Source organism: Burkholderia sp. Bp8998 (assembly GCF_003854235.1).
Classification (GTDB): domain Bacteria; phylum Pseudomonadota; class Gammaproteobacteria; order Burkholderiales; family Burkholderiaceae; genus Burkholderia.
This window is the reverse complement of sequence record NZ_QTQF01000062.1, coordinates 1-21776: the sequence shown is the minus strand read 5'-3', so window position 1 is coordinate 21776 and position 21776 is coordinate 1. Positions and strand designations below refer to the sequence as shown.

General features: G+C 67.8%; 19 protein-coding genes and 1 pseudogene. 15 read left to right on the top strand and 5 right to left on the bottom strand.

Features of this window, described 5'->3' with window-relative positions; genetic code table 11:
- Nucleotides 1–49 precede the first annotated feature (49 nt).
- The 5 genes and pseudogenes from DIE06_RS35050 to DIE06_RS35030 all read left to right on the top strand — a co-directional run bounded on the left by DIE06_RS35050 (nucleotide 50) and on the right by DIE06_RS35030 (nucleotide 5118).
- A complete protein-coding gene (locus tag DIE06_RS35050) occupies nucleotides 50–994 on the top strand; it encodes an SDR family oxidoreductase (RefSeq protein WP_124665339.1) in 945 nt (314 codons plus the stop codon).
- A 166-nt stretch (nucleotides 995–1160) separates the two neighbouring features.
- Nucleotides 1161–2264: pseudogene (locus DIE06_RS35045) on the top strand (reverse transcriptase family protein); the annotation flags it as partial.
- 365 nt (nucleotides 2265–2629) lie between these two features.
- Complete coding sequence (locus tag DIE06_RS35040; RefSeq protein ID WP_124665338.1) at nucleotides 2630–2959, top strand: H-NS family nucleoid-associated regulatory protein; 330 nt, start codon at nucleotides 2630–2632, stop codon at nucleotides 2957–2959.
- A 264-nt stretch (nucleotides 2960–3223) separates the two neighbouring features.
- Nucleotides 3224–4471, top strand: coding sequence for an MFS transporter (locus tag DIE06_RS35035; protein WP_124665337.1), 1248 nt, complete (start codon nucleotides 3224–3226; stop codon nucleotides 4469–4471).
- Nucleotides 4472–4551: 80 nt separating this feature from the next.
- Nucleotides 4552–5118, top strand: coding sequence for a DNA-binding protein (locus tag DIE06_RS35030; RefSeq protein ID WP_185733555.1), 567 nt, complete (start codon nucleotides 4552–4554; stop codon nucleotides 5116–5118).
- Between the two features lie 129 nt (nucleotides 5119–5247).
- Here the strand turns inward: DIE06_RS35030 and DIE06_RS35025 are convergent, their stop codons facing one another.
- The gene (locus DIE06_RS35025; protein WP_124665335.1) at nucleotides 5248–6006 is read right to left on the bottom strand and encodes a hypothetical protein; all 759 of its coding nucleotides are present in this window, start codon (nucleotides 6004–6006) and stop codon (nucleotides 5248–5250) included.
- 145 nt (nucleotides 6007–6151) lie between these two features.
- Entirely contained in the window at nucleotides 6152–6286 is a 135-nt protein-coding gene (locus DIE06_RS39300; RefSeq protein ID WP_006750603.1) for a hypothetical protein, read from the bottom strand.
- Between the two features lie 412 nt (nucleotides 6287–6698).
- Here DIE06_RS39300 and DIE06_RS35015 point away from each other — a divergent pair, with 412 nt between their 5' ends.
- Both DIE06_RS35015 and ampC read left to right on the top strand, forming a co-directional pair.
- The gene (locus DIE06_RS35015; protein WP_124665334.1) at nucleotides 6699–7154 is read left to right on the top strand and encodes a hypothetical protein; all 456 of its coding nucleotides are present in this window, start codon (nucleotides 6699–6701) and stop codon (nucleotides 7152–7154) included.
- 241 nt (nucleotides 7155–7395) lie between these two features.
- On the top strand, nucleotides 7396–8565 hold the full coding sequence (gene ampC / locus DIE06_RS35010; protein ID WP_124665333.1) for a class C beta-lactamase: 1170 nt from the start codon (nucleotides 7396–7398) through the stop codon (nucleotides 8563–8565).
- A 22-nt stretch (nucleotides 8566–8587) separates the two neighbouring features.
- On the opposite strand, the gene shc is transcribed toward ampC, so the two are convergent.
- Nucleotides 8588–10618, bottom strand: coding sequence for a squalene--hopene cyclase (gene shc / locus DIE06_RS35005; RefSeq protein ID WP_124665332.1), 2031 nt, complete (start codon nucleotides 10616–10618; stop codon nucleotides 8588–8590).
- A gap of 52 nt (nucleotides 10619–10670) precedes the next feature.
- On the opposite strand from shc, the gene DIE06_RS35000 reads away from it, so the two are divergent.
- From DIE06_RS35000 to DIE06_RS34990, 3 genes are all read left to right on the top strand, one after another.
- Complete coding sequence (locus DIE06_RS35000) at nucleotides 10671–11417, top strand: TetR/AcrR family transcriptional regulator (RefSeq protein WP_124665331.1); 747 nt, start codon at nucleotides 10671–10673, stop codon at nucleotides 11415–11417.
- 265 nt (nucleotides 11418–11682) lie between these two features.
- Nucleotides 11683–11889, top strand: a complete 207-nt coding sequence (locus DIE06_RS34995) for a hypothetical protein (RefSeq protein ID WP_124665330.1) — start codon at nucleotides 11683–11685, stop codon at nucleotides 11887–11889.
- A gap of 143 nt (nucleotides 11890–12032) precedes the next feature.
- A complete protein-coding gene (locus DIE06_RS34990; protein WP_124665329.1) occupies nucleotides 12033–13205 on the top strand; it encodes a 4-hydroxybenzoate 3-monooxygenase in 1173 nt (390 codons plus the stop codon).
- Nucleotides 13206–13283: 78 nt separating this feature from the next.
- Here DIE06_RS34990 and DIE06_RS34985 read toward each other — a convergent pair whose 3' ends face one another.
- The gene (locus DIE06_RS34985; protein ID WP_124665328.1) at nucleotides 13284–14183 is read right to left on the bottom strand and encodes a helix-turn-helix domain-containing protein; all 900 of its coding nucleotides are present in this window, start codon (nucleotides 14181–14183) and stop codon (nucleotides 13284–13286) included.
- A gap of 183 nt (nucleotides 14184–14366) precedes the next feature.
- Between DIE06_RS34985 and DIE06_RS34980 the strand changes: the two genes are divergently transcribed.
- The 4 genes from DIE06_RS34980 (at nucleotide 14367) to DIE06_RS34965 (ending at nucleotide 18817) form a co-directional block, all read left to right on the top strand.
- Complete coding sequence (locus DIE06_RS34980; RefSeq protein ID WP_124665327.1) at nucleotides 14367–15197, top strand: SDR family NAD(P)-dependent oxidoreductase; 831 nt, start codon at nucleotides 14367–14369, stop codon at nucleotides 15195–15197.
- A 66-nt stretch (nucleotides 15198–15263) separates the two neighbouring features.
- Nucleotides 15264–17069, top strand: a complete 1806-nt coding sequence (locus DIE06_RS34975) for an FAD-dependent oxidoreductase (protein ID WP_124665326.1) — start codon at nucleotides 15264–15266, stop codon at nucleotides 17067–17069.
- Nucleotides 17070–17083: 14 nt separating this feature from the next.
- Entirely contained in the window at nucleotides 17084–17425 is a 342-nt protein-coding gene (locus DIE06_RS34970; protein WP_124665325.1) for an NIPSNAP family protein, read from the top strand.
- 18 nt (nucleotides 17426–17443) lie between these two features.
- On the top strand, nucleotides 17444–18817 hold the full coding sequence (locus DIE06_RS34965; protein WP_124665347.1) for an MFS transporter: 1374 nt from the start codon (nucleotides 17444–17446) through the stop codon (nucleotides 18815–18817).
- Nucleotides 18818–18985: 168 nt separating this feature from the next.
- On the opposite strand, the gene DIE06_RS34960 is transcribed toward DIE06_RS34965, so the two are convergent.
- The gene (locus DIE06_RS34960) at nucleotides 18986–19927 is read right to left on the bottom strand and encodes a dihydrodipicolinate synthase family protein (protein ID WP_124665324.1); all 942 of its coding nucleotides are present in this window, start codon (nucleotides 19925–19927) and stop codon (nucleotides 18986–18988) included.
- 380 nt (nucleotides 19928–20307) lie between these two features.
- Here DIE06_RS34960 and abaF point away from each other — a divergent pair, with 380 nt between their 5' ends.
- Nucleotides 20308–21687 carry a fosfomycin efflux MFS transporter AbaF gene (abaF, locus tag DIE06_RS34955; RefSeq protein WP_124665323.1) on the top strand — a complete coding sequence of 460 codons (1380 nt, stop codon included), beginning with the start codon at nucleotides 20308–20310 and terminating at the stop codon, nucleotides 21685–21687.
- Nucleotides 21688–21776 lie beyond the last annotated feature (89 nt).

Here is a 21776-nt window from a genome sequence, read left to right as displayed (position 1 = left end):
GGTTCTCGTATAGATTGGGGCCCCTCATCCCCTTTCATCGTTGGCTACCGTGTCGCATCCGACCATCCTTCTCATCGGCGCGTCCGGCCTGCTCGGCCGGGCGGTTGCCGCGTCGCTGTCCCGCGAATCGTCGCTGACACTGGTCGCGACCATCCGGAACCCGGACACCGCGGGCGCACGGCGCCTCGCCTTGCCGCCGGAAAACATCGCCCGACTCGACGTGCTCGATCAGCCGGCGCTCGAACGTCTCTTTGACACCTGCCGCCCGGCCGCCGTGATCATCTGCGCCGCCGAACGTCGCCCGGACGTCTGCGAACGCGACCCCGCGGCCGCGCGCGCGATCAACGTCGACGCGCCGGCCCGCATCGGCGCGCTCGCCGCGCGCTACGGCGCGTGGACGCTCGGCATCTCCACCGACTACGTGTTCGACGGCAAGGCCGCGCCGTACCGCGAGGAGGCCGTGCCGAACCCGCTGAACATCTATGGCCGCACCAAGCGGGAAGGCGAGGCCGCGTTGCTCGCCGCGTCGCCGCTGGCCTGCGTGCTGCGCCTGCCGTTGCTCTACGGCCCGATCGTCGACTGGCGCGAGTCGGCCGTCACGAGCCTCGTGCCGGCGATCGTCGCGTCCGCGCGACCGGGCGCCGACGCGGTCGGCATGGATGCCTGGGCGATCCGCTATCCGACTTACACACCGGACGTAGCGGAAGTGATCCGCGACCTGACGCTGCGCCAGCTTGCGGGTTCGCCCGTCACGGGCATCCGTCATTGGTCGGGCGAGGAACCGATGACGAAGTACGACATCGCGCAACGGATCGCGGCCGCGCTCGGCATCGACGCGGCGCTCGCGCGGATCGACACGCCGGCCGATGCGACGCCGCGTCCGTACGATTGCCATCTGGATGCATCGCGCGTGCGCGCACTCGGGATCGAGCATGCGACGCCGTTCGCGGCGGGGCTGCAAGCCGTGTTGCGTGATGCGCCGCCGCTGCCGTAAGCGCGGCGCGCGCCGCGCCGCCGCAACGCGCCACGGCGGTCATCGTCCGTGCATCGCATCACGCCACGCTGCGCAACATTCCCGCTTGCCGGGAAGCGTCGGGGCACGGGGCTGTGCGTCCGGTGCGACGATACCCTGACGCGTTCGGACACATCGCGAGAACAAGAGGCCGGTCGCGTCGCGCATCGTGCGCCGGCCGCCGGTCCAGCGGCCATTGCCGCCGCGGTTAGCCGGCGGCGCGGTACCGCAATGGCCGACGTGCGGCGACCTCGCGACCTGGCTCGGCGTGAGTGCGCCCGGGCTCGACTGGCTGTCCGACCGCTGGCGCGTCGATGCGCGCGGCAGCGACTCGCCGCTGCATCACTACACGTACGCGGGCTACGACAAGCGTCGCGGCGGCTGCCGACTGATCGAGATCCCGAAGGGCCGGCTGCGCGAAGCGCAGCGCCGTCTCCTGCACGGGCTGCTCGACCGGATTCCGCCGCACGACGCGGCGCACGGCTTTCGCAAGGGGCGCGGGATCGTGTCGTTTGCCGCGCCGCATGCGGATCGCGACGTCGTCGTCCGTTTCGATCTCGCGGACTTCTTCGTGTCGGTCCGCGCGGCGCGGGTCCATGCGCTGTTCACGACGCTCGGGTATCCGTCGGAAGTCGCGCGGACGCTGACCGCGCTGTGCACCAACCGCGTGCCGTCGGCGCGGCTGCTCGCGCCCGACCTGCGCGACCGGTTCGACTGGACCGCCCGCCAGCGCTACCGCAACCGCCACTTGCCGCAGGGCGCACCGACCTCGCCGGCGCTCGCGAACCTGTGCGCGTTCCGCCTCGACATGCGGCTCGCCGCACTCGCGCGTTCGCTCGACGCGACCTACACGCGCTATGCGGACGATCTCGCGTTCTCGGGCGGCGGCGCGTTTGCACGCGAGGCCGAGCGGCTGCAGGCGAGGGTCGCCGCGATCGCCCTCGAGGAAGGCTTCGCGCTGCAGTTGCGCAAGACGCGCGTGATGCGGCGCGGCGAGCGGCAGCAACTGGCCGGCGTGGTCGTCAATCGTCATCCGAACCTGGCGCGCGACGAATTCGACCTCCTGAAGGCCATCATGACCAACTGCATCCGCCACGGACCGGCGTCGCAGAATCGCGCCGCGCACCCGGATTTCCGCGGCTACCTGGCCGGGCGCGTCGCCCATGCAAGCGCGCTGAACGCCGCGCGCGGCGCGAAGCTGCATGCGCTGTTCGCGCGGATCGCGTGGGACGGGTGCAGCTTCGGCACGTAAACCGCCGCGCCGGCGCCGACGCTGGCGGGCCAAGGAAGCCGAGTGTGCGCAGGACCGCAAAAGTCCTCGAACACGAGGGATGCGCACTGCTATCATTCGCGCCATGCCGCGCCTGTGACAGGGGGCGACGCCCGGTGGCGAGGCGGTCGCCACCGACGGCTCGCCGCGCGTCCCGATGCGGTGCGCCGCGTGTTGCGTGCCGATGCCGTGCGGCTTTCGACGATCGCGTTGCGTTCGGCACACGTCGAAAGTCTTGCCGATCCAGGCAAACGATTCACATATCGCAACACAGATTGGCGGAACTTCGTGATAGGTTCAGCCATCGGAGGTTTTTTGAATAAAACATGCCCAAAGAGGATGAATACATGACCCAGGCCCTGCAGGAACTCGAAGCACAACTTCGGGACCTGAACATCAAGCTGTCGGAAGCCAAGCAGAAGGAGAAGCAAGCCGCACTCGCGGCATTCAAGGAGCAGGTCGCGCTGTTGGGCATCTCGCAGCAGGAAGTGCTGAGCGCCCTCGGCTACATCGTCCAGCGAAAACGCAAGGCGCCTGCCAAGTATTACGATTCGACGACCGGCCGCTCGTGGTCGGGCCGCGGCCCGAGACCCAAATGGCTCGAAGGCAAGGATCTCGATACGATGCTCGTCGACCGCGAGGCCAAAACCTGGTGGCCCGGCGACGATCAGGGCTGAGGCAGCACCGCACCGGCATCGCGCCGGTGCCGTCCGATACGCCGGCCACGCCGGCCACGCAACACCCGCTTCATTCCGTTCTTTCGGTGTCCCGCCTGATTGCGGGATCGCCGGCTTCAATATCTTTCAAATTCATTACCGCTGCTGCCTGCTGCCGTTCCCGGAAGCGGGCAGCGCGGCGCTTTCCGCGTGCGCCCGTGCGCCGGCCCGTCATGCGCGGGAACAGGCCTTAGAATGTCGCCCGGACATTTCCGGCAGGACACCATGGCAGCAGACATGAAATCTTCGGCGCTCGGCGATCCGGCGGCGCCGCACGCGGAGCCGGTCGGGGCGTACGCGTGGAAGGCGCTGGCCGGCTCGGCGATCGGCTATGCGATGGACGGCTTCGACCTGCTGATCCTCGGCTTCATGTTGCCGGCGATCACCGCGGCTTTGCAACTGACACCCGGGCAGGGCGGCGCGCTCGTCACGTGGACGCTGATCGGCGCCGTCGCGGGCGGCATGCTGTTCGGTGCCCTGAGCGACCGCTACGGCCGCGTGCGCGTGCTCACCTGGACGATCATGCTGTTCGCGGTCTTCACCGGCCTGTGCGCGTTCGCGCAGGGCTTCCGCGATCTGCTGGTGTATCGGACCATCGCGGGCATCGGCCTCGGCGGCGAGTTCGGGATCGGCATGGCGCTCGCGGCCGAAGCGTGGCCGGCGAGCAAGCGGGCGCGCGTGTCGTGCTATGTCGCGCTCGGCTGGCAGGCCGGCGTGCTGCTGGCCGCGCTGCTGACACCGCTGCTGCTGCTCCATATCGGCTGGCGCGGGATGTTCGTGGTCGGCGTGCTGCCCGCGCTGCTCGCGTGGCTGCTGCGCAATCGGCTGCACGAGCCGGAAGTCTTCGTGCAGCGCGCGACGCAGCCGCGGGCCAACGCGTTCCGGATGCTCGTGGCCGACGCCCGCACCGCGCGCACGAGTCTCGGCATCGTGATCCTGTGCTCGGTCCAGAACTTCGGCTACTACGGGATCATGATCTGGCTGCCGACCTTCCTGTCGAAACAGATGGGCTTCTCGCTGACGAAGTCGGGGCTGTGGACGGCGGCGACCGTCGTCGGGATGATGATCGGCGTCTGGACGTTCGGGCAACTCGCCGATCGCATCGGCCGCAAGCCGACGTTCCTGCTGTACCAGTTCGGCTCGGTCGTGACGGTCATCGCGTATGCGCGGCTGTCGGACCCGACGGCGATGCTGTGGGCCGGCGCGCTGATGGGGATGTTCGTCAACGGGATGGTCGGCGGCTACGGCACGCTGATGTCCGAAGGCTATCCGACCGCCGCACGCGCGACCGCGCAGAACGTGCTGTGGAATATCGGCCGGGCGGTCGGCGGCTTCGGGCCGGTGGCGGTCGGCGCGCTGGCCGCGCACTACTCGTTCCAGACGGCGATCGCGCTGCTTGCCGGCCTCTACGTGCTCGACATGGTCGCGACGCTGTTCCTGATCCCCGAGCTCAAGGGCGTCGAACTCGAATGACGATGCGCGGTGCGTGGCCGGATGTCGCGGCCTGGCGCCACGCCGCCATGCCATTCAACGATTCAACACGGGAAGTCACGATGCAATGCAACAACCACACGATCGGCGTGATGGGCTCGGGCAAGGAACCGTGGCTCGCGTTTTCCGAACCGCTCGGCGCATGGCTCGCGCAGGCCGGCTTCAACCTGCTGACGGGCGGTGGCCAGGGCGTGATGCTGGCGGTCGCGCGCGCGTTTGCCGCCGTGCCGGGGCGGGCCGGCCGATCGATCGGCATCCTGCCGACGCAGGCTGATCCGCACACGGGCTTCGTGCCGCTCGACGGCTACCCGCATCCGTTCGTCGAGATTCCGATCCTCACGCCGCTGCCGCGCCGCGAACCGGGCGCCGATCCGCACACGATCAACCGGAACTACGTGAACGTGCTGAGCAGCGACCTGATCGTCGCGCTGCCCGGCGGGCACGGGACGGCCGAGGAGATCGCGCTTGCGCGGCGCTGGCGCAAGCCGCTCATCTGCCTCGGGCCGGACGGCGCGTTTCGCGAGCTCGCCGCGGGCGCGACGTGCACGTCGTCGCTCGATGACGTGATCCGGTTCATCGACGCCGCGTTCGCGGCGGCGCTGCCGGATGGGGCGCCGGTGCGGGGATAGGGTCGTTTCGCGGGTGCGCGTCGGTCGCCGGGGGCAGGTTCCGACGGTGACCGGTCATCGGGCCGGTCGAGCATGCGCTGCCAGTCGAACGGCCGCAGCGCGTCGTAATCGAGCCCGCGCGCTACCGGCTCATGGCCCGAGCAATGCCGGCAGGTTGCCTTCGTAGAGGTAGACGCCGGCGTGGACGGTCTTGAACCACGAACACGCATGGAGCTTGCCGCCGCACATCCGCCATTTCCTGCAGAACGACAGGTCCTCCGACAGCGACCGCCCGTCCGGTTCGCGCAGGAATTCGAAATGTTCGTACATGGAGGTCGAATTCGGCGACAGGCTCTGATAGCTCGGTGGAAACTGAACCTGCGTCTCGGGGTAGGCCTGCGCCATCTTTTCGAATACGCCGCGCGCGATCATCATCAGGCCGGCGCCGCCTGCGTGGATTTCGGACACCGAATCGAGCTGGATCCGCGTCTGTGCGCCGTTCATCGCATACGCGGTCTGGCTGTAATCGGCGCTGTACAACGCGAGCCGCTCGGGTGGCGCCGACGGATCCGAGCGTGCGGCCTCGGCGACCGCCGCCCAGTTGATGCTCTTGGACGGATACAGCCCGAGCATCACGTCGTGCTGCTGTTCGAACATCCGGATCACGTCGCAGCCGCGAAAACCGACGTCTGCATCGATGAACATCATGTGCGACAGGTCGCTGTGCAGGAAGCGTTCGACCGCGACATTTCGTTGCTGATGCAACAACGCGGTGCCGCTGAGGTAGAAGTATTCGAACTCGATGCCGGCGTCCAGGCACGCGCGCTGAAGATCCAGCAGCCCGTTCACGTAAGGCAGGTAGCACATGCCACCGTAGGCGGGAGTCGCGACGAAAATGCCTTGTTTCATGATCGGATGGCCTTGCGTGAGTGGCTGCGGTGTTCGTGCTGCGCGAGGATGACGATTCCGATCAGCATCTTACGCCGCGCCGCGGGCCGCCGGTCGGCGTTTTTCAGCGCGGTGGCGTGCCGCGCCTGCCGCACGTCCGCCGTCGTTACGGACGCAGCAGGTCGAATCCGCCGAATACGACCACGCCGCTGAGCGCAATCATCGCGACCGAATGCTGGCCGAAATACAGAATCGCGGCCGCGAGCCACGTGGTCAGGCAGAAGGCGCCGATGCGGGCCATCGTGAATTCCTCGAAATGCGTGATGAAGGGTGTGCGCGCCGAAGGCGTCGCGTCGCCGTGTCGCTGCGGGCGCGGGGCTCGCGCCGCGACGGCGCCGGGCGGCATCGCGTGTCGCACCCGACCGGGCGGGTGCCGGTGCGGGGAGAGCCCGCGAGGCCTTGCCGGAAGCAGCCGGGGGGCTGCGGCAGCAGGCCAACTCGCGATTTTACCAGCGTGGACGGCCGGTCATTCTGGCCCCTTCGCGACAATCCGCGTGCCGCGCCACGACAAGGCGCGCGGCAACGGCTGCGCGGCCGCGTCGGCGCCGCGCGGAAGGCGGGGCTCAAGTTTTATCCGACGAATACCGTAAACCGGTTGCAAGGTATGCCCTGATCAACCGACCCGAGTCGCACACTCATTACGGACCGACACGATGCAGATCGATCTCTCTTCCGCCACGCAGACCGCGCGCGCCGCCGGCAATGCGACCGCCAGCCCGTCCGTCGTCGGTGTCGCGTCGACGGCCACGGCGGCTGCGTCGTCGCCGACGGGCGGCGCAACGAAGGCGCCGGCAAGCGGTGCCGCGCCGTCCGGCGCCGCCGGCGAAACGCCGGGCGCGTCGGGATCCTCGGTCGAGGATCCCGCGGTCAAGCAGCTGAAGCAACTCATCGAGCGCCTGCAGAAGCAGCTCGCGCAGCTGCAGCAGCACATGTCGGCCGCCGCGCAACGTGCGAAGAACGATCCGGCCGCGGCGATCGAGCAGCAGACGCTGAGCGCGGAAGCCAGCACGATCTCGGCCGCGCTGTCGACGGCGATCGCGCAGCTTGCGCAGGCGATCCAGAAGTCGGGCGGCTCGACGTCCGGCGGGCTGGTGTCGACGCAGGCCTGACGATACGGCGCCGCGCCGCGCATCGAGCGCTCGCGCTTCGTCGCGACGGGACTGACGTCCGCATGGTCGGTTCACGCGCCGCATAAGATTTTCTTTAGGCTCGCGCAAAATTTCATCGATTGTTGACGGGCGGCCGGCAGCGGATAGTCGTGCTTCGCCAGGCCGGCCGCCGAGGGCCACCGCGCGGCGCGGCCGGACCTGTTGTTCACACAACCATCAGAAAATCGAAGGAACCGCCACCATGCGATTCAACGCGATCCGCATCGCCGCGACCCTGTTCGTCGCCGCGTGCGCGGCCGTCACGGCCGGCCGCGCGGCCGCCGCCACGCCCGACGAGATTCACGACACCGTGACCCGCAACATCGCGCCGCTGATGAAGCAGTTCGCCATTCCGGGCATGGCGATCGGCATCGTCGCCGACGGCAAGCCCTACGTGTTCGACTACGGCGTGATGTCGACGCAAACCGGCAAGCCGGTGACCGGCGACACCCTGTTCGAGATCGGCTCCGTCAGCAAGACGCTGACCGCGACGCTCGCGTCCGATGCGCAGGAGGGCGGCGAGCTGTCGCTGTCGGATCCCGCGGCCAAGTACCTGCCCGCGCTGCAGGGCACGCCGTTCGGCGGCGTGACGCTGCTCGAGCTCGGCACGCACACGCCGGGCGGGATGCCGCTGCAGGTGCCCGACAGCATCCGCGACGACGCGGGCCTGATGCGCTACCTCGACGCGTGGCGGCCCGCGTACGCGCCGGGCACGCGTCGCACGTACTCGAACGTCGCGATCGGGATGTTCGGCCAGCTCACCGCGAAGGCGATGAACCGCGACTTCGCGGCGCTGATGGAGCAGCGGCTGTTCCCCGCGCTCGGGATGACGCAGACGTACATCAACGTGCCCGCCGCGCGCCAGGCCGACTATGCGCAGGGCTATACGCAGGACGGCAAGCCGATCCGGATGACGGGCGGCATGCTGTGGCAGCCGGCGTACGGCGTCCGGACGACGGCGGCCGACCTGTTGCGCTTCGTGCAGGCGAACATGGGGCTCGTCGAAACGGCGCCGCGGCTGCGGCGTGCGCTCGAGCGCACGCACACCGGCTATTTCCGTGCGGGGCCGTTCACGCAGGACCTGATCTGGGAACAGTATCCGTATCCGGTCTCGCTATCGACGCTGCTCGAAGGGAATGCGCCGCCGATGCTTCACGACGCGACGCCCGCGACCGAACTCGAGCCGCCGCTCGCGCCGCGCCCGGACACGTGGATCAACAAGACCGGCTCGACGAGCGGCTTCAGCACCTATGTCGCGTTCGTCCCCGCGAAGCGGATCGCGATCGTGATGCTCGCGAACCGCAGCTTTCCGATCGAGGATCGCGTGAAGACCGCGTACCGGATCGTCGAGTCGCTGGACGGCAAGCCGTAACGCGCGACCGCCGCGCCGTCGTTCAGGCGAGCGCGGCGTCCGTGGCCGTGGCCGCAGGCACGGCGCGCGCGCCGGCCAGGCGCCGATAGCGCGCGAGCGCCCACAGCGGGAAGTACGCGGTATAGCCGTGATACTTCAGGTAGAAGATGCGCGGAAAGCCTGGCGCATTGTGCGACCGGTGCCACCAGAAGCCGTCGTCCTGCTGCACCGATTGCAGATACGCGATGCCGCGTTTCACCGAATCGGATTCGCAGTCGCCGAACGCCATCTGCGCGAGCAGTGCCCACGCGGTGAAGTTCGACGTGCTTTCGCCCGCATTGGTGCCGGCGAGCGCCGGGTCGATGTAGCTGTCGTTGGTCTCGCCCCAGCCGCCGTCCGCGTGCTGTCGCGCACGCAGCCACGCGAGCGCGCGGGCGATGTACGGCTGCGACGGGTCTTCGTCCGCGAGCGCGAGCCCGGCCAGCACGCTCCACGTGCCGTAGATGTAGTTCGTGCCCCAGCGGCCCCACCAGCTGCCGTCGGGCTGCTGCGTGCGCTTCACGTAGTCGATCGCGCGCGCGAGCGACGCGCGGTCGTCCGCGCGCTTCGTGACGCCGAAGCACAGCAGCACGCGGCCCGACACGTCCTCGGTCGGCGGGTCGAGCAGCGCGCCGTGATCGGCGAACGGGATCGCGTTCAGGTACATGCGGTCGCAGTCGGCGTCGAAGGCCGCGAAGCCGCCGTTGCGCGATTGCAGCCCGCGCATCCAGTCGAGCGCACGTGCGACGCGGGCCGCATACGGATGCGAGCCGTCCGCGTTGCGATGCGTGCGGCCGCGGCGGTCGAGCATCGCGGTGACGACCGCGGTGTCGTCGATGTCGGGGTAGTACGGGTTCGCATACTGGAACGCCCAGCCGCCCGGTTGCGTGTCGGCGGGCGCGTTCTCGATCCAGTCGCCGCGCAGGTCGTTCACCTGGCGCTCCGCCAGCCAGTCGTATGCGCGCGCGATGCGTGCGTCGAGTTCATTCTGCTCACTCGCGGGCGCGCCGGCTTCCGGCGCGGCCACGCCGCGCGCCTGTTCGAGCGCCATCGTGCTCCACGCGGTATCCCATACCGGCGACAGGCACGGCTGGCAGTACACGCTGCCGTCGGGGCGCGTGACCAGCAGCTTCTCCAGCGCGTTCTCGCAGTCGCGGCGCAGCGGATGATCGTCCGGGTAGCCGAGCACGTCCATCATCTGGTAGCTGTACACGATCGGCGGAAAGATCCCGCCGAGGCCGTCCTCGCCGTTCATGCGCGCCGCGCACCACGCTTCCGCATGCCGGATCGCGCGTTGCCGCAGCCGTTTCGGCAGCAGCGGCTCCACGTGGCGCACCACGCGATCGAGCGCGAGGAACGCGCGGCGCATCCCGCGCGCGGGCGGGAAGTACTGGCGCTCCTGGTCAGGGGGTGTGACGAACAGTTCGGGGATCGCGATGTTGCGCGGGTTGCGCGCACGCGCCTTCAGCGAGCACAGCACGAGCAGCGGCACCATCGTCGTGCGCGCCCAGTACGCGACCTTGTACATCGAGATCGGCACCCACTTCGGGAACAGCACGAATTCGATCGGCATGAACGGCGCCGCGCGCCACGGCACCTGGCCGAACGTCGCGAGCAGGATGCGCGTGAACACGTTCGCGCGCGCCGCGCCGCCGAGCTTCAGGATCGCATCGCGCGCGCGGACCATGTGCGGCGCATGCTCGCTGTCGCCGGCGGCCTTCAGCGCGAAGTAGGCCTTCACGCTGCATGACACGTCCGGGTCGCCGTCGACGTACAGGTCCCACCCGCCGTGCGTGTCGAGACGCTGGATCGCGCGCAGGTAGCGCGCCATCTTCTCCTGGCGCGCGTCGTCGATCTTGTCCATGAAATGCATCATCAGGATGTATTCCGCGGTGATCGTCGCGTCGGATTCGAGTTCGAAACACCAGCTGCCGTCGGGCTGCTGAAGACGCATCAGCGCGTCGCGTCCACGGGCGATCGCGGTGTCGAGCGCGGACCAGGAGGAGGGGGCGGGTTTGTTCATGGGGCGGATCATACCATCCGGCCGGAATGTTTATATCGAGACTGCGGGTGCTACCATCGCCCCCATGAAAAAACGCCTCGAACCTGCTCCGCGCGACCGCTCCGCACCCGTCGACACGGCTGAACCGGCAGAACCGGCCGACGCGCGGGGCGCCGAAACACCGGCAGCGCCCACGCCCGCGCCCACGCCCGCGCCCGTCGCCGGCGTGCGGCGAAAAAAGGCGCCGGAACTGGTGCGCGCGCAGCTGCTGGAAGCCGCGTCGGAAATCGCAACCCGTCACGGCGTGGCCGCGTTGACGCTCGACGCGGTTGCCGAGCGCGCGGGCGTGACGAAAGGCGCGCTGCAGTATCACTTCGCGAACAAGCAGGGCTTGCTCGATGCGCTGTTCGGGCAGGCGACCGAGCGCTTCGCGACGCAGATGGCCGCGCGCCGGGCGGCCGATTCGCACGGTGATGGCGCGGCGGCGCGCGCATATCTGCATGCGGTGCTCGACACCGCGCAGCCGGCCGCGAGCACCGACGTGCTGCGCGTGCTGGTCGCATCGATGATCACCGAGCAGGAGACGCGCGCGCGCTGGTCGGTGCCGATGCGCGAGTGGACGCGGCCGGACCCGGTGCCGCTCGCACAGGCGGCGACGCTGATGATCTGCCGGCTCGCGGCCGACGGGCTGTGGATCTCGGAGCTGCTCGACAGCGTGGAGATTTCGGCCGAGCTGCGTGCGGAGATCGTCCGGCAGCTGGACCGGCTGAGCGCGGGCGAGCCGCCGGCGGATGCGGGCGCGCGCAAGGGCGCGCGTAGCCGGCGCGGCTGAGCGCGGTTTCAGCCGCCGGACACGGCCGTGCCCGCGGTCGTCATGCGTTTGCGACCTTCGGTCGAGCGACGACACGCCACATACGGGGCGGCGGTGTTCCGACACGGGACGTACGTACCGTGACGGGAAGCGAAACCGGCGGGTTCCGCGAAAAGACCACGCGGCGGCGCGCCGATGACGACAGGCCAGGTGCCGGATTGCGGGAGTCACCCTCCATGCTGACGACAGACTATGTGTGGAGCGCGAGCTCTCTCATATCGAGAGAATGGTCGCGCTGCTGGAAAGCGATGCCGGTACCGGCGATGCGGTGATGCCGTGCGCGATGCGCGTGAGTCGTCCGAGTTACTGGCGCGGGCGGATCGAAGCGCTGCCGGCGATCCCCGGCATGCCGCGTCATGTGACGAAACCCGGCAATGCGCTGCTCGCGAAGATCGACGGGATGGAGTCGCGGCTGGCGACGATGAAACCCTGACCGGGCGGGTGCACACGCGCACGTCGTGAAGCGCGCCCCGCCTTTATCTACTATCGAGATAGTCCATATTCCGGATATCGCGTTGCGGGATAGCCTGCGCCGCCGCCAAACTTGCGCAAAATCAATTCCACCCGGAGACATTCATGCGTACGCAAGTCGGCATCATCGGCGCAGGGCCCGCGGGCCTGCTGCTTTCTCATCTTCTTCATCTGCGCGGCATCGAGTCGGTCGTGCTCGAGTCGCGCAGCCGCGAACAGATCGAGTCCACCATCCGCGCCGGCGTGCTCGAACAGGGCACGATGGACGTGCTGGCCGAATCGGGCGTCGGCGAACGGATGAAAGCGGAAGGTGCGCTGCATCACGGCTTCGAGCTGGCATTCGAAGGCAAGCGCCGCCGCATCGATCTCACCGAGCTGACCGGCAAGGCGATTACCGTCTATGCGCAGCACGAGGTGCTGAAGGATCTCGTGGCCGCGCGCGTCGCGGCCGGCGGGGCGCCGTACTTCAACGTGTCCGGGACGACGATTTCCGGCATCGACACCGATGCGCCGTCGATCCGCTTCGTGCACGACGGCGTCGAGCAGACGCTCGACTGCGACTTCGTGATCGGCTGCGACGGCTCGCAGGGCGTGTCGCGCACGATGATCCCCGCCGCGCTGCGGCAGGACTACGAACGGGTCTTTCCGTTCGGCTGGTTCGGCATTCTCGTCGAGGCACCGCCGTCGTCGGACGAACTGATCTACGCGCGCCACGAACGCGGCTTCGCGCTCGTCAGCACGCGTTCGCCGAACGTGCAGCGCATGTATTTCCAGTGCGACCCGAAGGATTCGGTCGACAACTGGTCCGACGATCGCATCTGGGCCGAGATGCATGCGCGCGTCGACTCCGCCGACGGCCAGCAGGTCGTGGAAGGCCGGATCTTCCAGAAGAACATCGTCGGCATGCGCAGCTTCGTGTCGACCACGATGCAGCACGGCCGCCTGTTCCTGGCCGGCGACGCCGCGCATATCGTGCCGCCGACCGGCGCGAAGGGCCTCAACCTCGCCGTGTCGGACGTGCGCATCCTGACGTCCGCGCTGCAGGCGTTCTACGACGAAGACCGCACCGACCTGCTCGACGCGTACAGCGAAACCGCGCTGCGCCGCATCTGGCGCGCGGAACACTTCTCGTACTGGATGACGCGCATGATGCATCGCCTCGACGACGCGTCGCCGTTCGAGCAGCGTTTGCAGGTCGCGGAGCTCGAGCATGTGACGACATCGCGCCCGGCGGCGATGGCGATGGCCGAAAACTACGTCGGCGCGGTTGCGGTCTGACGCGCGGGCACGGAGTCGGCAATTCCGGTCGCGGCAACCACGAGCCGCGACCGGCCCCAACGTGCGAAACGGACCGACTCACGACCGGCCCGGCATCAGGTCGCGAAGAGCCGACTCCCTGAACTCGCCCGGCGTCACGCCGGTCTGCTTGCGGAAATAGCGGCTGAAGTACGCGCTGTCCGCAAAACCCATCTCGTGCGCGATCTGCTTCACGCTCAAATTCGAATAAACCAGATCGCGCTGCGCTTCACGAATCACGTGCGCGTTGACGACCGCCGTCGTCGAGATTCCCAATTCGTCCCGGCAGACGCGCGCAAGCTGCGCGGCCGTCACGCCGAGCCGGTCCGCATAGAATTCCACCGGGCGATGCTCGCGAAAATGCGTGTCGATCAGCTCGCGAAAACGCCGCAGCAAGGTTCCGCGCCGGTCGGTGCCGGCATGCGACGGCGCTGCCGCGAGATCGCCCAGGCGCGCGACATGAACGACGAGCGCGACCAGCAATGCCATCCCGGCCGCGCCGCGCCCGCGTGACGTGCTGCGGAATTCCTGTTCGAGCAAGGCGAACAGCGGCATCAGCATCGACACGCTTGCGTCCGCCCCCTTGACCGGGATCACCGCCGCCCGTTGCAGGATCGACAACGCGCCCGGCGCGGCCGTCTTGACCAGCGTTTCCAGCGCGCGCTGCACGACCGTGATCACGAGCCCGTCGATCTGCGGCGAGAACTCGAATGCATGGACCGTCTGCGCGGGCAGCAGCACGAGGCACGGCGGCGTGAACGTGTGCTTCACGCTCTCGATCACGACATGCCCGTGCCCGCCGCGGATGTACAAAATCTGCAATAGCGCATCGTGACGGTGCGCGGCGATATGCCAGTCGTTCGGCCGGCTGCGCTCCGGTATCCATTCGAAGTTGAACGCGTCGTACCAAGGCGGACGAGCCGATTCGCCATACAGATCGTAGTTAGGGATTCTCCTCATGCCGCGCGGCCTCCTGTGTACAAATTGTCCTGTTGCTTGCGGCGTTTGTCCAATTTCCGCGCGATGCGCGCTTCTATACTTTTCTCATCGACGTCGCGCTTGCAGTGGACCCATCGCGCGACGTTCGGGCAGCGTGTACCGGATCGAGCCGGACATTTCCAGCCTATTTAAAAAGGATACCTAATGATATCGCAAGCAGACAATCGACCGCGGGACTGGCTTCGTCTCGACGGGCAGGTGTGTGTCGTGACCGGGGCGGCGGGGGGCATCGGTACGTCGATCGTGGAAGCGTTCGTGTCGGCCGGCGCGCGGGTCGCACTGCTCGACCGCGATGCGGACGGGACCATCGCGCTCGCCGATCGGCTGCGCGCGACAGGCGGCGACGTCGTCGCAATCGGCTGCGATATCGGCGATGCCGCCAGCGTGACCCAGGCCGCCGAACGCGTGGAGCGCGATCTCGGTCCCGCGGACGTGCTCGTGAACAACGCCGGCCTGTTGCGTGCCGGCGGCATCGAGACCATCGGCCTCGACGCGTGGAACGCGATGCTGCAGGTCAATCTCACCGGCTACATGCTGTGCTCGCAGGCGTTCGGGCGCGCGATGCTGGCGCGCGGCTCGGGCGCGCTGGTGCATGTCGCGTCGATCGCGGCCCGCTACCCGCAGACGCATAGCGGCGCGTACAGCGCGAGCAAGGCGGCGGTCGCGATGCTGGCGCGGCAACTCGCGGCGGAGTGGGGGCCGCGCGGCATCCGCAGCAACACCGTGTGCCCCGGGATGATCCGCACGCCGCTGTCCGAGTCGTTCTACGCGAGCGGCGACATCGAGGCGCGCCGCAGCGCGATGACCGCGAGCCGGCGCATCGGCCGGCCGGACGACATCGCGAACGTCGTCGCGTTTCTCGCCAGTCCGCGTGCCGCGTATGTGAATGGCGCGGAACTGGTGGTCGACGGCGGCCTCGACGCGATGCTGATGGATCTCGTGCCGCGGCCCGGCTACGAGGCCGGCGCACGCTGATTCAACGACCTTGCCGTGCCGGACGGGCGGCTCGAAGCCCGAACTCGGCGAAGCGGCGGCAGGGCTATGACAGAGACGGAGGAAGACATGATGAACGATCAGCAGCGTTCGACGCACGTCACGTGCGATCTGCTCGTGATCGGATCGGGGGCCGGCGGCTTGTCCGCTGCCATTACCGCACGAAAGGCCGGCCTCGACGTGATCGTCGTCGAGAAGGAAGCGTGCTTCGGCGGCACGACCGCGTTTTCCGGCGGTGTGCTGTGGATTCCCGGCAATCACCACGCGAGCGCCAACGGCGTGCGCGATACGCGCGACGCGGCGCGCACGTATTTGCGCGGCGAGACGGGCGCGTTCCACGACGATGTGGCGATCGAGGCCTTTCTCGAGCACGGCCCGCGCATGCTCGAATTCTTCGAGCGCGAAACGGACGTGAAATTCGTCCCGACGCTGTATCCCGACTATCACCCGAACGTGCCCGGCGGCGTCGACATCGGCCGCTCGGTGGTTGCCGCGCCGTACGATGCGCGGCGGCTCGGGCGCGATCTCGAACGCCTGCGTCCGCCATTGAAGACGATCACGTTCATCGGGATGATGTTCAATTCGTCGAATGCGGACCTGAAGCACTTCTTCAACGCGACGCGCTCGCTCAAGTCCGCGTGGTACGTGACGAAGCGGCTTGCCTCGCATCTGAAGGATCTCGCGCTGTACCGGCGCGGCGTGCAGATCACGAGCGGTAACGCGCTCGCGGCGCGACTCGCGAAGTCCGCGCTGGACCTCGGGATCCCGATCCTGACGAACACGCCGGCCCGCGAACTCGTGATGGACGGTGGCCGCGTCGTCGGCGCGGTGGTCGGGGCGGACGGCGCGACGTATCGCATCACCGCGCGCCGCGCGGTTGTGCTCGCGAGCGGCGGCTTCTCGCACGACGTCGCGCGAATCGCGCGTGCTTACCCGCACGTTGCGCGCGGCGGCGAGCATGTGTCGCCCGTGCCGACCGGCAACACCGGCGACGGCGCGACGCTCGCCGAGCGGGCCGGCGGCCGCGTGGAGATTCGCTATCCGCAGCCGGCCGCATGGATGCCCGTGTCGCGCGTGCCGCTCGGCGACGGCCGCTTCGGGGTGTTTCCGCATCTGCTCGATCGCTACAAGCCGGGCGTGATCGGCGTGACCCGCCGTGGCACGCGTTTCACCAACGAATCGAATTCGTACCACGACGTCGGCGCGGCGATGATCGCCGCATGCCGCGACGAAACCGAGACGGCGATGTGGCTGGTGTGCGATCGCACGACGATCCGCCAATACGGGCTCGGTTTCGCGAAACCCGCACCGGTGCCGCTGGGGCCGCTGCTGCGCAACGGTTATATCGTGCAGGGCCGCACGCTGGCGGAACTCGCCCGGCGGGCCGGCATCGATGCGGCGAATCTGGAGGCGACCGTGCGGCGCTACAACCACGACGCCGTGCGCGGCGAGGATCCCGAATTCGGTCGCGGCACGACATCGTTCAACCGCTATCTGGGCGACGCCGACCATCGTCCGAATCCGTGCGTGGCGCCGCTCGGCGACGGGCCGTACTACGCGCTGAAGGTCGTGATGGGCGATCTCGGCACCTTCGACGGCATCCGGACCAATGCGGTCGGCCAGGTGCTCGCCGCCGCCGACCGGCCGATCGCCGGCCTGTACGCGGTCGGCAACGATCGCGCCAGCATCATGGGCGGCAACTATCCGGGCGCGGGCATCACGCTCGGCCCGATCATGACGTTCGGCTACCTGAGCGCGCGCCATATCGCGGGGCTCACCGACCTGACCGACCTCACCGAACCGATGCAGCCTGCACCCGCGGCGCATCCCGCCGACACGCGCGCGACCGCCTGAATCCGGAGCAGACCATGACTACCGCGAAAGCATTCGTCGACCATCGCATCTACACGATCCGCCCACGCGGCATGGCGGAGTTCATCGAGATCTTCGACCGGCTCGCGATGCCGATCCAGGTGAAGTATCTCGGTGCGCCCGTCGGCTTCTACATGAGCGATATCGGCGCATTGAACCAGGTCGTCCATCTGTGGGGCTACGACAGCATCGCCGACTACGACGCACGGCGCACCGCGCGCGATGCCGACCCGGACTGGCCCGCGTATCTGCAGGCGTCCGGTCATCTGATCGTCGCGCAGGAGAGCCGCATCATCCGCCGCGTCGAATTCCCGAGCCTCGCGTACCTGACGCGCTGATTCCAAAGGAGACACATGATGAGAACCCCAACGCGTACGCTCGACGTGCAGTCGTTCATCGACGCCGAACGCTTTTCCCCCTGTCAATGGCTGATTTTGATCCTGTGCTTTCTGGTCGTGGCCGCCGACGGTTACGACACGGCCGCGATCGGCTTCATCGCGCCCGCGCTGACGCATGACTGGGGCATCGCGCGCAGCGCGCTCGGCCCGGTGATGAGCGCGGCGCTGGCCGGGCTCGGCATCGGCGCACTCGCGGCCGGGCCCTGCGCCGACCGCCTCGGCCGCAAGACCGTGCTCGTGCTGTCGGTGGCCTGCTTCGGCGCATGGAGCATGGTGTCCGCGCACGCGCAGTCGATCGAAGCGCTGACCGCCTTTCGCTTCCTGACCGGGTTGGGCCTCGGCGCGGCGATGCCGAACGCCGTCACGCTGATGTCTGAATATGCACCGTCCCGTATCCGCGGCGTGGCCGTCAACGCGATGTTCTGCGGCTTCTCGTGCGGGCTCGCGGTGGGCGGCATCACGTCGGCATGGCTGATTCCGCATTTCGGCTGGCAAAGCGTGCTGACCGCGGGCGGCATCGGGCCGATCGCGCTGGCTGTCGCGCTCGTGATGCTGTTGCCCGAGTCCGCGCAGTATCTTGCGGCGCGCCCGGGCACGCATGCGCGCATCGCGCGGATTCTCGCGCGGATCGCGCCGAACGCGCGCTTCGACGACTGCACGTTCGCGGCAGCCGGCGCGCGCCCGCGGGCCGGCGGGGCGTCCGCGCTCGCGCAGGTGCTGTCCGCGCAGTTTCGTTCGCGCACGCTGATGCTGTGGGCGGCCTACTTCATGGGGCTGCTGATCTATTACCTGCTGACCAACTGGATGCCGACGCTGCTTCGCGACGCGGGCTTCAGCGCCGAAGGCGGCGCGCTGATGACATCGCTGTTCCCGCTGGGCGGCGTGCTCGGCAATCTCGGTGTCGGATGGCTGATGGATCGCTTCAATCCGAACCGGACGATCGTCTGCGCGTATGTCGTGGCCGCGCTGCTGGTGCTCGTGGCGAGCCGCACGATCGGGCATGCCGCGTGGCTCGGCACGCTGATCTTCCTGTGCGGCACCGTGGTGACGAGTGCGGTGACGTCGATGTCGGCGTATGCGGCGAGCCTGTATCCGACGCGGTGCCGCGCGACGGGCGTGGCGTGGATGCTCGGCATCGGACGGATCGGCGGCGTGGCCGGGGCCTTCGCCGGCGCGATGCTGATGGGCCTCGGCTGGCGCTTCGGCGATGTGTTCAGCCTGCTTGCGGTGCCGGCGCTCGCCGCGGCCGGTGCGTTGTACGCGATCGGTCATTGCCGCACCGAAGTCACGGAACAGGAGCGGGCGAGCGGGGCGGTCGTGCAGCACCACTGATGCGGCGGGTGCCCGCCGGGCGCGCGCGAATGCGCGATCGAAAGGCAGGGCGCGGACAAGAAAAAAGCCACGGATCGCTCCGTGGCTTTTCTGTTCCATCACGCGACCGTGTCACGGCCGCTTATCGTACGGGATTGCACGGGATCGCACGGGATCGTGCGAGCGCGCTTACACGATGCTCTTCGACCAGTTCGCATACCAGTTGCGGAACAGCGTGTACTGCGCTTCCGCGTAGTTGCGTTGCGCGTCGCTCAGTGCATCGGTCTCGTTGAAGTGCAGCGTGTATTCCTTGTCGCCGTTCAGCACCATCAGGTGCTTGTAGAACAGGACCAGGTCGCAGCCTTCGTCGAACGACGACAGCACGGCCAGCGCCGCTTCCAGTTCCTTCGCACGCACGCGCGCCACCGCATCGCCTTGCGCGGCCTTCTTGCACAGGTCGACCAGTTGCAGCACTTCGCGCGGCAGCGCGTTGCCGATGCCGGTGATCGCGCCTGCGGCACCGCAGTTCACGAAGCCGTGGAAGACTTGCGTGTCGACGCCGGCCATCAGCGTCACGCTGTCGTCCTGCGATGTGATGTTCTCGGCCGCGTAGCGCATGTCGGCCGCGCCGCCGAATTCCTTGAAGCCGATCAGGTTCGGGTGCTGGCGACGCAGTTCGAAGAACAGGTCGGCGCGGGTCGCGAAGCCGTAGTAAGGGCTGTTGTAGATCACGGCCGGCAGGTTCGGCGCGGCGTTCAGGATCGCGGCGAAGTGCGCCTTCTGGGCGGCCGGCGATGCGCCGCGCGACAGCACGCGCGGAATCACCATCAGGCCGTGCGCGCCGACCTTCGCGGCATGCGCGGCGTGCGACACGGCTTCCTTCGAATTCACTGCGCCGGTGCCGACGATCGTCGGGACGCCGGCTTCGACCAGGCGCGCGACGCCTTCCTGGCGCTGCGCTTCGGTCAGCAGCGGCCAGTCGCCCATCGAGCCGCAATACACCACCGCGCGCATGCCGAGTGCCACCAGTTCCTTGCCCTTCTTCACCAGCGCGTCGAAATCCGGCTGACGGTCAGCCGTGCACGGCGTCATCAGGGCCGGAATGGTGCCGGTAAAAATGTTGTCGCTCATCTCGTTTCCTCACATTCAGATAGGGTCAACTGCCATTGCTGGCAACGTGGGCGGTACGCGCGCTCGCCGTCTCGTCGGTGCTGCTCGTGATCCGGACGGCGGCTGGCCACCTCTTGTTTGCCTCGGTGCCGAAACGTTGCCTCCGGTTTCGCCCGAGAGTCAGCCATCGACGAGTGCATTCTAGCCAGTTCGCATATTTTATACAATATAAAATAAAAAGGGCATGACGAAGGGCGTCGTTACGGGGCGTCGCATTTCTGCCGAAGGTATTTTTGAGATTGCGTGGATCGTGTATTGAATATTGTATAAAATCGTTCGGCGCGCTTACTCGCGAACCGGCCCGTCAAGGGAAATGGAAGACAACGAGAGGAGATTCGGAGATGACAAGTCAGGTCGGCGAGGCAGTCTCGCCTGGTGGTGCGGCAGCCGTGCAGGACACGGCATCGAAACGGGAATTGAAGCGGGTCGTCGCCGCGTCGATGGTCGGGTCGGTGGCGGAGTGGTACGAGTTCTTCCTGTATGGAACGGCATCGGCGCTGGTGTTCGGCACGCACTTCTTCAAGAAGACGGGCAACCCGATCGACGGGCTGCTCGCCGCGTTCGCACTGTATGCGGTGGGGTTCGCCGCGCGCCCGATCGGCGGGCTGGTGTTCGGCTACTACGGCGACAAGTTCGGCCGCAAGTATCTGCTGCAGGTCAGCCTGATCGTGGTCGGCATCACGACGTTCCTGATGGGCTGCCTGCCGACCTTCGATGCGATCGGCTACTGGGCGCCGGTGCTGCTGGTGTCGCTGCGCCTGATCCAGGGCTTCGCGTTCGGCGGCGAGTGGGGCGGCGCGATCCTGCTGGTCAGCGAACACAGCCCGGACAACCGCCGCGGCTACTGGGCCAGCTGGCCGCAGGCCGGCGTGCCGGCCGGCAACCTCGTCGCGACGATCATCCTGCTGGTGCTGTCGAGTTCGCTGTCCGAAGCCGACTTCCTGGCATGGGGCTGGCGCGCGGCGTTCTGGTTCTCGGCGGTGGTGGTGCTGATCGGCTTCTGGATTCGCCGCAAGGTCGACGATGCGCCGATCTTCAAGGAAGCGCAGGCGCGCCGCGCGCAGAAGCAGGAGAAGCAGCTCGGCGTGGGCCACGTGCTGAAGTATCACTGGCGGCAGGTGCTGATCGGCATTGGCGCGCGGTTTGCCGAGAACATCCTGTATTACATGGTCGTCACGTTTTCGTTGACCTACCTGAAGCTGGTCGTCGGCTTCGACACCACGCGGATCCTGAAGCTGATGTTCGCGGCCAACGCGATCCATTTCTTCTTCATCCCGCTGATGGGGCTGATGTCGGATATCGTCGGCCGCAAGCCCGTGTATCTGACGGGTGCGGTGCTGACCGCCGGATGGGGCTTCGTCGCGTTCCCGATGATGGACACCGGCAACGACTGGATCATCATGGCCGCGATCGTACTCGGCCTGTTCATCGAATCGATGACGTACTCGCCGTATTCGGCGCTGATGACCGAGATGTTCCCGACCAACGTGCGCTATACCGCGCTGTCGCTGTGCTACCAGGTCGCGCCGCTGATGGCGGGGTCGCTCGCGCCGCTGATCGGGCTGTCGCTGCTCGAGCGCTATCACTCGTCGACGCCGATCGCGTTTTATCTGGTCGCCGCGGCGGTGATCTCGATCGTGTGCGTGGGGCTTGCGAAGGAGACGCGTGGGAAGTCGCTGCGTGAGGTTGACGCGGAGGCGAGGGGGCGGACGCAGGTGTGAGGCGGGTGATCGGGACCTATCCGTGATTTCGTGGGCGAGGCATATCATGAGGTGTAAAAGTCATGGATATGCCGATGAAGAAGAAAAGA

Excerpts from the sequence above, each read along its gene's own strand:
- DIE06_RS35015 (WP_124665334.1), top strand. The coding sequence starts at position 6,699 with ATGCAGATCGATCTCTCTTCCGCCACGCAGACCGCGCGCGCCGCCGGC.
- DIE06_RS34965 (WP_124665347.1), top strand. The coding sequence starts at position 17,444 with ATGAGAACCCCAACGCGTACGCTCGACGTGCAGTCGTTCATCGACGCC.
- ampC (WP_124665333.1), top strand. The coding sequence starts at position 7,396 with ATGCGATTCAACGCGATCCGCATCGCCGCGACCCTGTTCGTCGCCGCG.
- DIE06_RS35025 (WP_124665335.1), bottom strand. The coding sequence starts at position 6,006 with ATGAAACAAGGCATTTTCGTCGCGACTCCCGCCTACGGTGGCATGTGC.
- DIE06_RS34960 (WP_124665324.1), bottom strand. The coding sequence starts at position 19,927 with ATGAGCGACAACATTTTTACCGGCACCATTCCGGCCCTGATGACGCCG.
- DIE06_RS34970 (WP_124665325.1), top strand. The coding sequence starts at position 17,084 with ATGACTACCGCGAAAGCATTCGTCGACCATCGCATCTACACGATCCGC.
- DIE06_RS35040 (WP_124665338.1), top strand. The coding sequence starts at position 2,630 with ATGACCCAGGCCCTGCAGGAACTCGAAGCACAACTTCGGGACCTGAAC.
- abaF (WP_124665323.1), top strand. The coding sequence starts at position 20,308 with ATGACAAGTCAGGTCGGCGAGGCAGTCTCGCCTGGTGGTGCGGCAGCC.
- DIE06_RS34990 (WP_124665329.1), top strand. The coding sequence starts at position 12,033 with ATGCGTACGCAAGTCGGCATCATCGGCGCAGGGCCCGCGGGCCTGCTG.
- shc (WP_124665332.1), bottom strand. The coding sequence starts at position 10,618 with ATGATCCGCCCCATGAACAAACCCGCCCCCTCCTCCTGGTCCGCGCTC.
- DIE06_RS34980 (WP_124665327.1), top strand. The coding sequence starts at position 14,367 with ATGATATCGCAAGCAGACAATCGACCGCGGGACTGGCTTCGTCTCGAC.
- DIE06_RS34995 (WP_124665330.1), top strand. The coding sequence starts at position 11,683 with ATGGTCGCGCTGCTGGAAAGCGATGCCGGTACCGGCGATGCGGTGATG.
- DIE06_RS35030 (WP_185733555.1), top strand. The coding sequence starts at position 4,552 with ATGCAATGCAACAACCACACGATCGGCGTGATGGGCTCGGGCAAGGAA.
- DIE06_RS35035 (WP_124665337.1), top strand. The coding sequence starts at position 3,224 with ATGGCAGCAGACATGAAATCTTCGGCGCTCGGCGATCCGGCGGCGCCG.
- DIE06_RS34975 (WP_124665326.1), top strand. The coding sequence starts at position 15,264 with ATGACAGAGACGGAGGAAGACATGATGAACGATCAGCAGCGTTCGACG.
- DIE06_RS35000 (WP_124665331.1), top strand. The coding sequence starts at position 10,671 with ATGAAAAAACGCCTCGAACCTGCTCCGCGCGACCGCTCCGCACCCGTC.
- DIE06_RS39300 (WP_006750603.1), bottom strand. The coding sequence starts at position 6,286 with ATGGCCCGCATCGGCGCCTTCTGCCTGACCACGTGGCTCGCGGCCGCG.
- DIE06_RS34985 (WP_124665328.1), bottom strand. The coding sequence starts at position 14,183 with ATGAGGAGAATCCCTAACTACGATCTGTATGGCGAATCGGCTCGTCCG.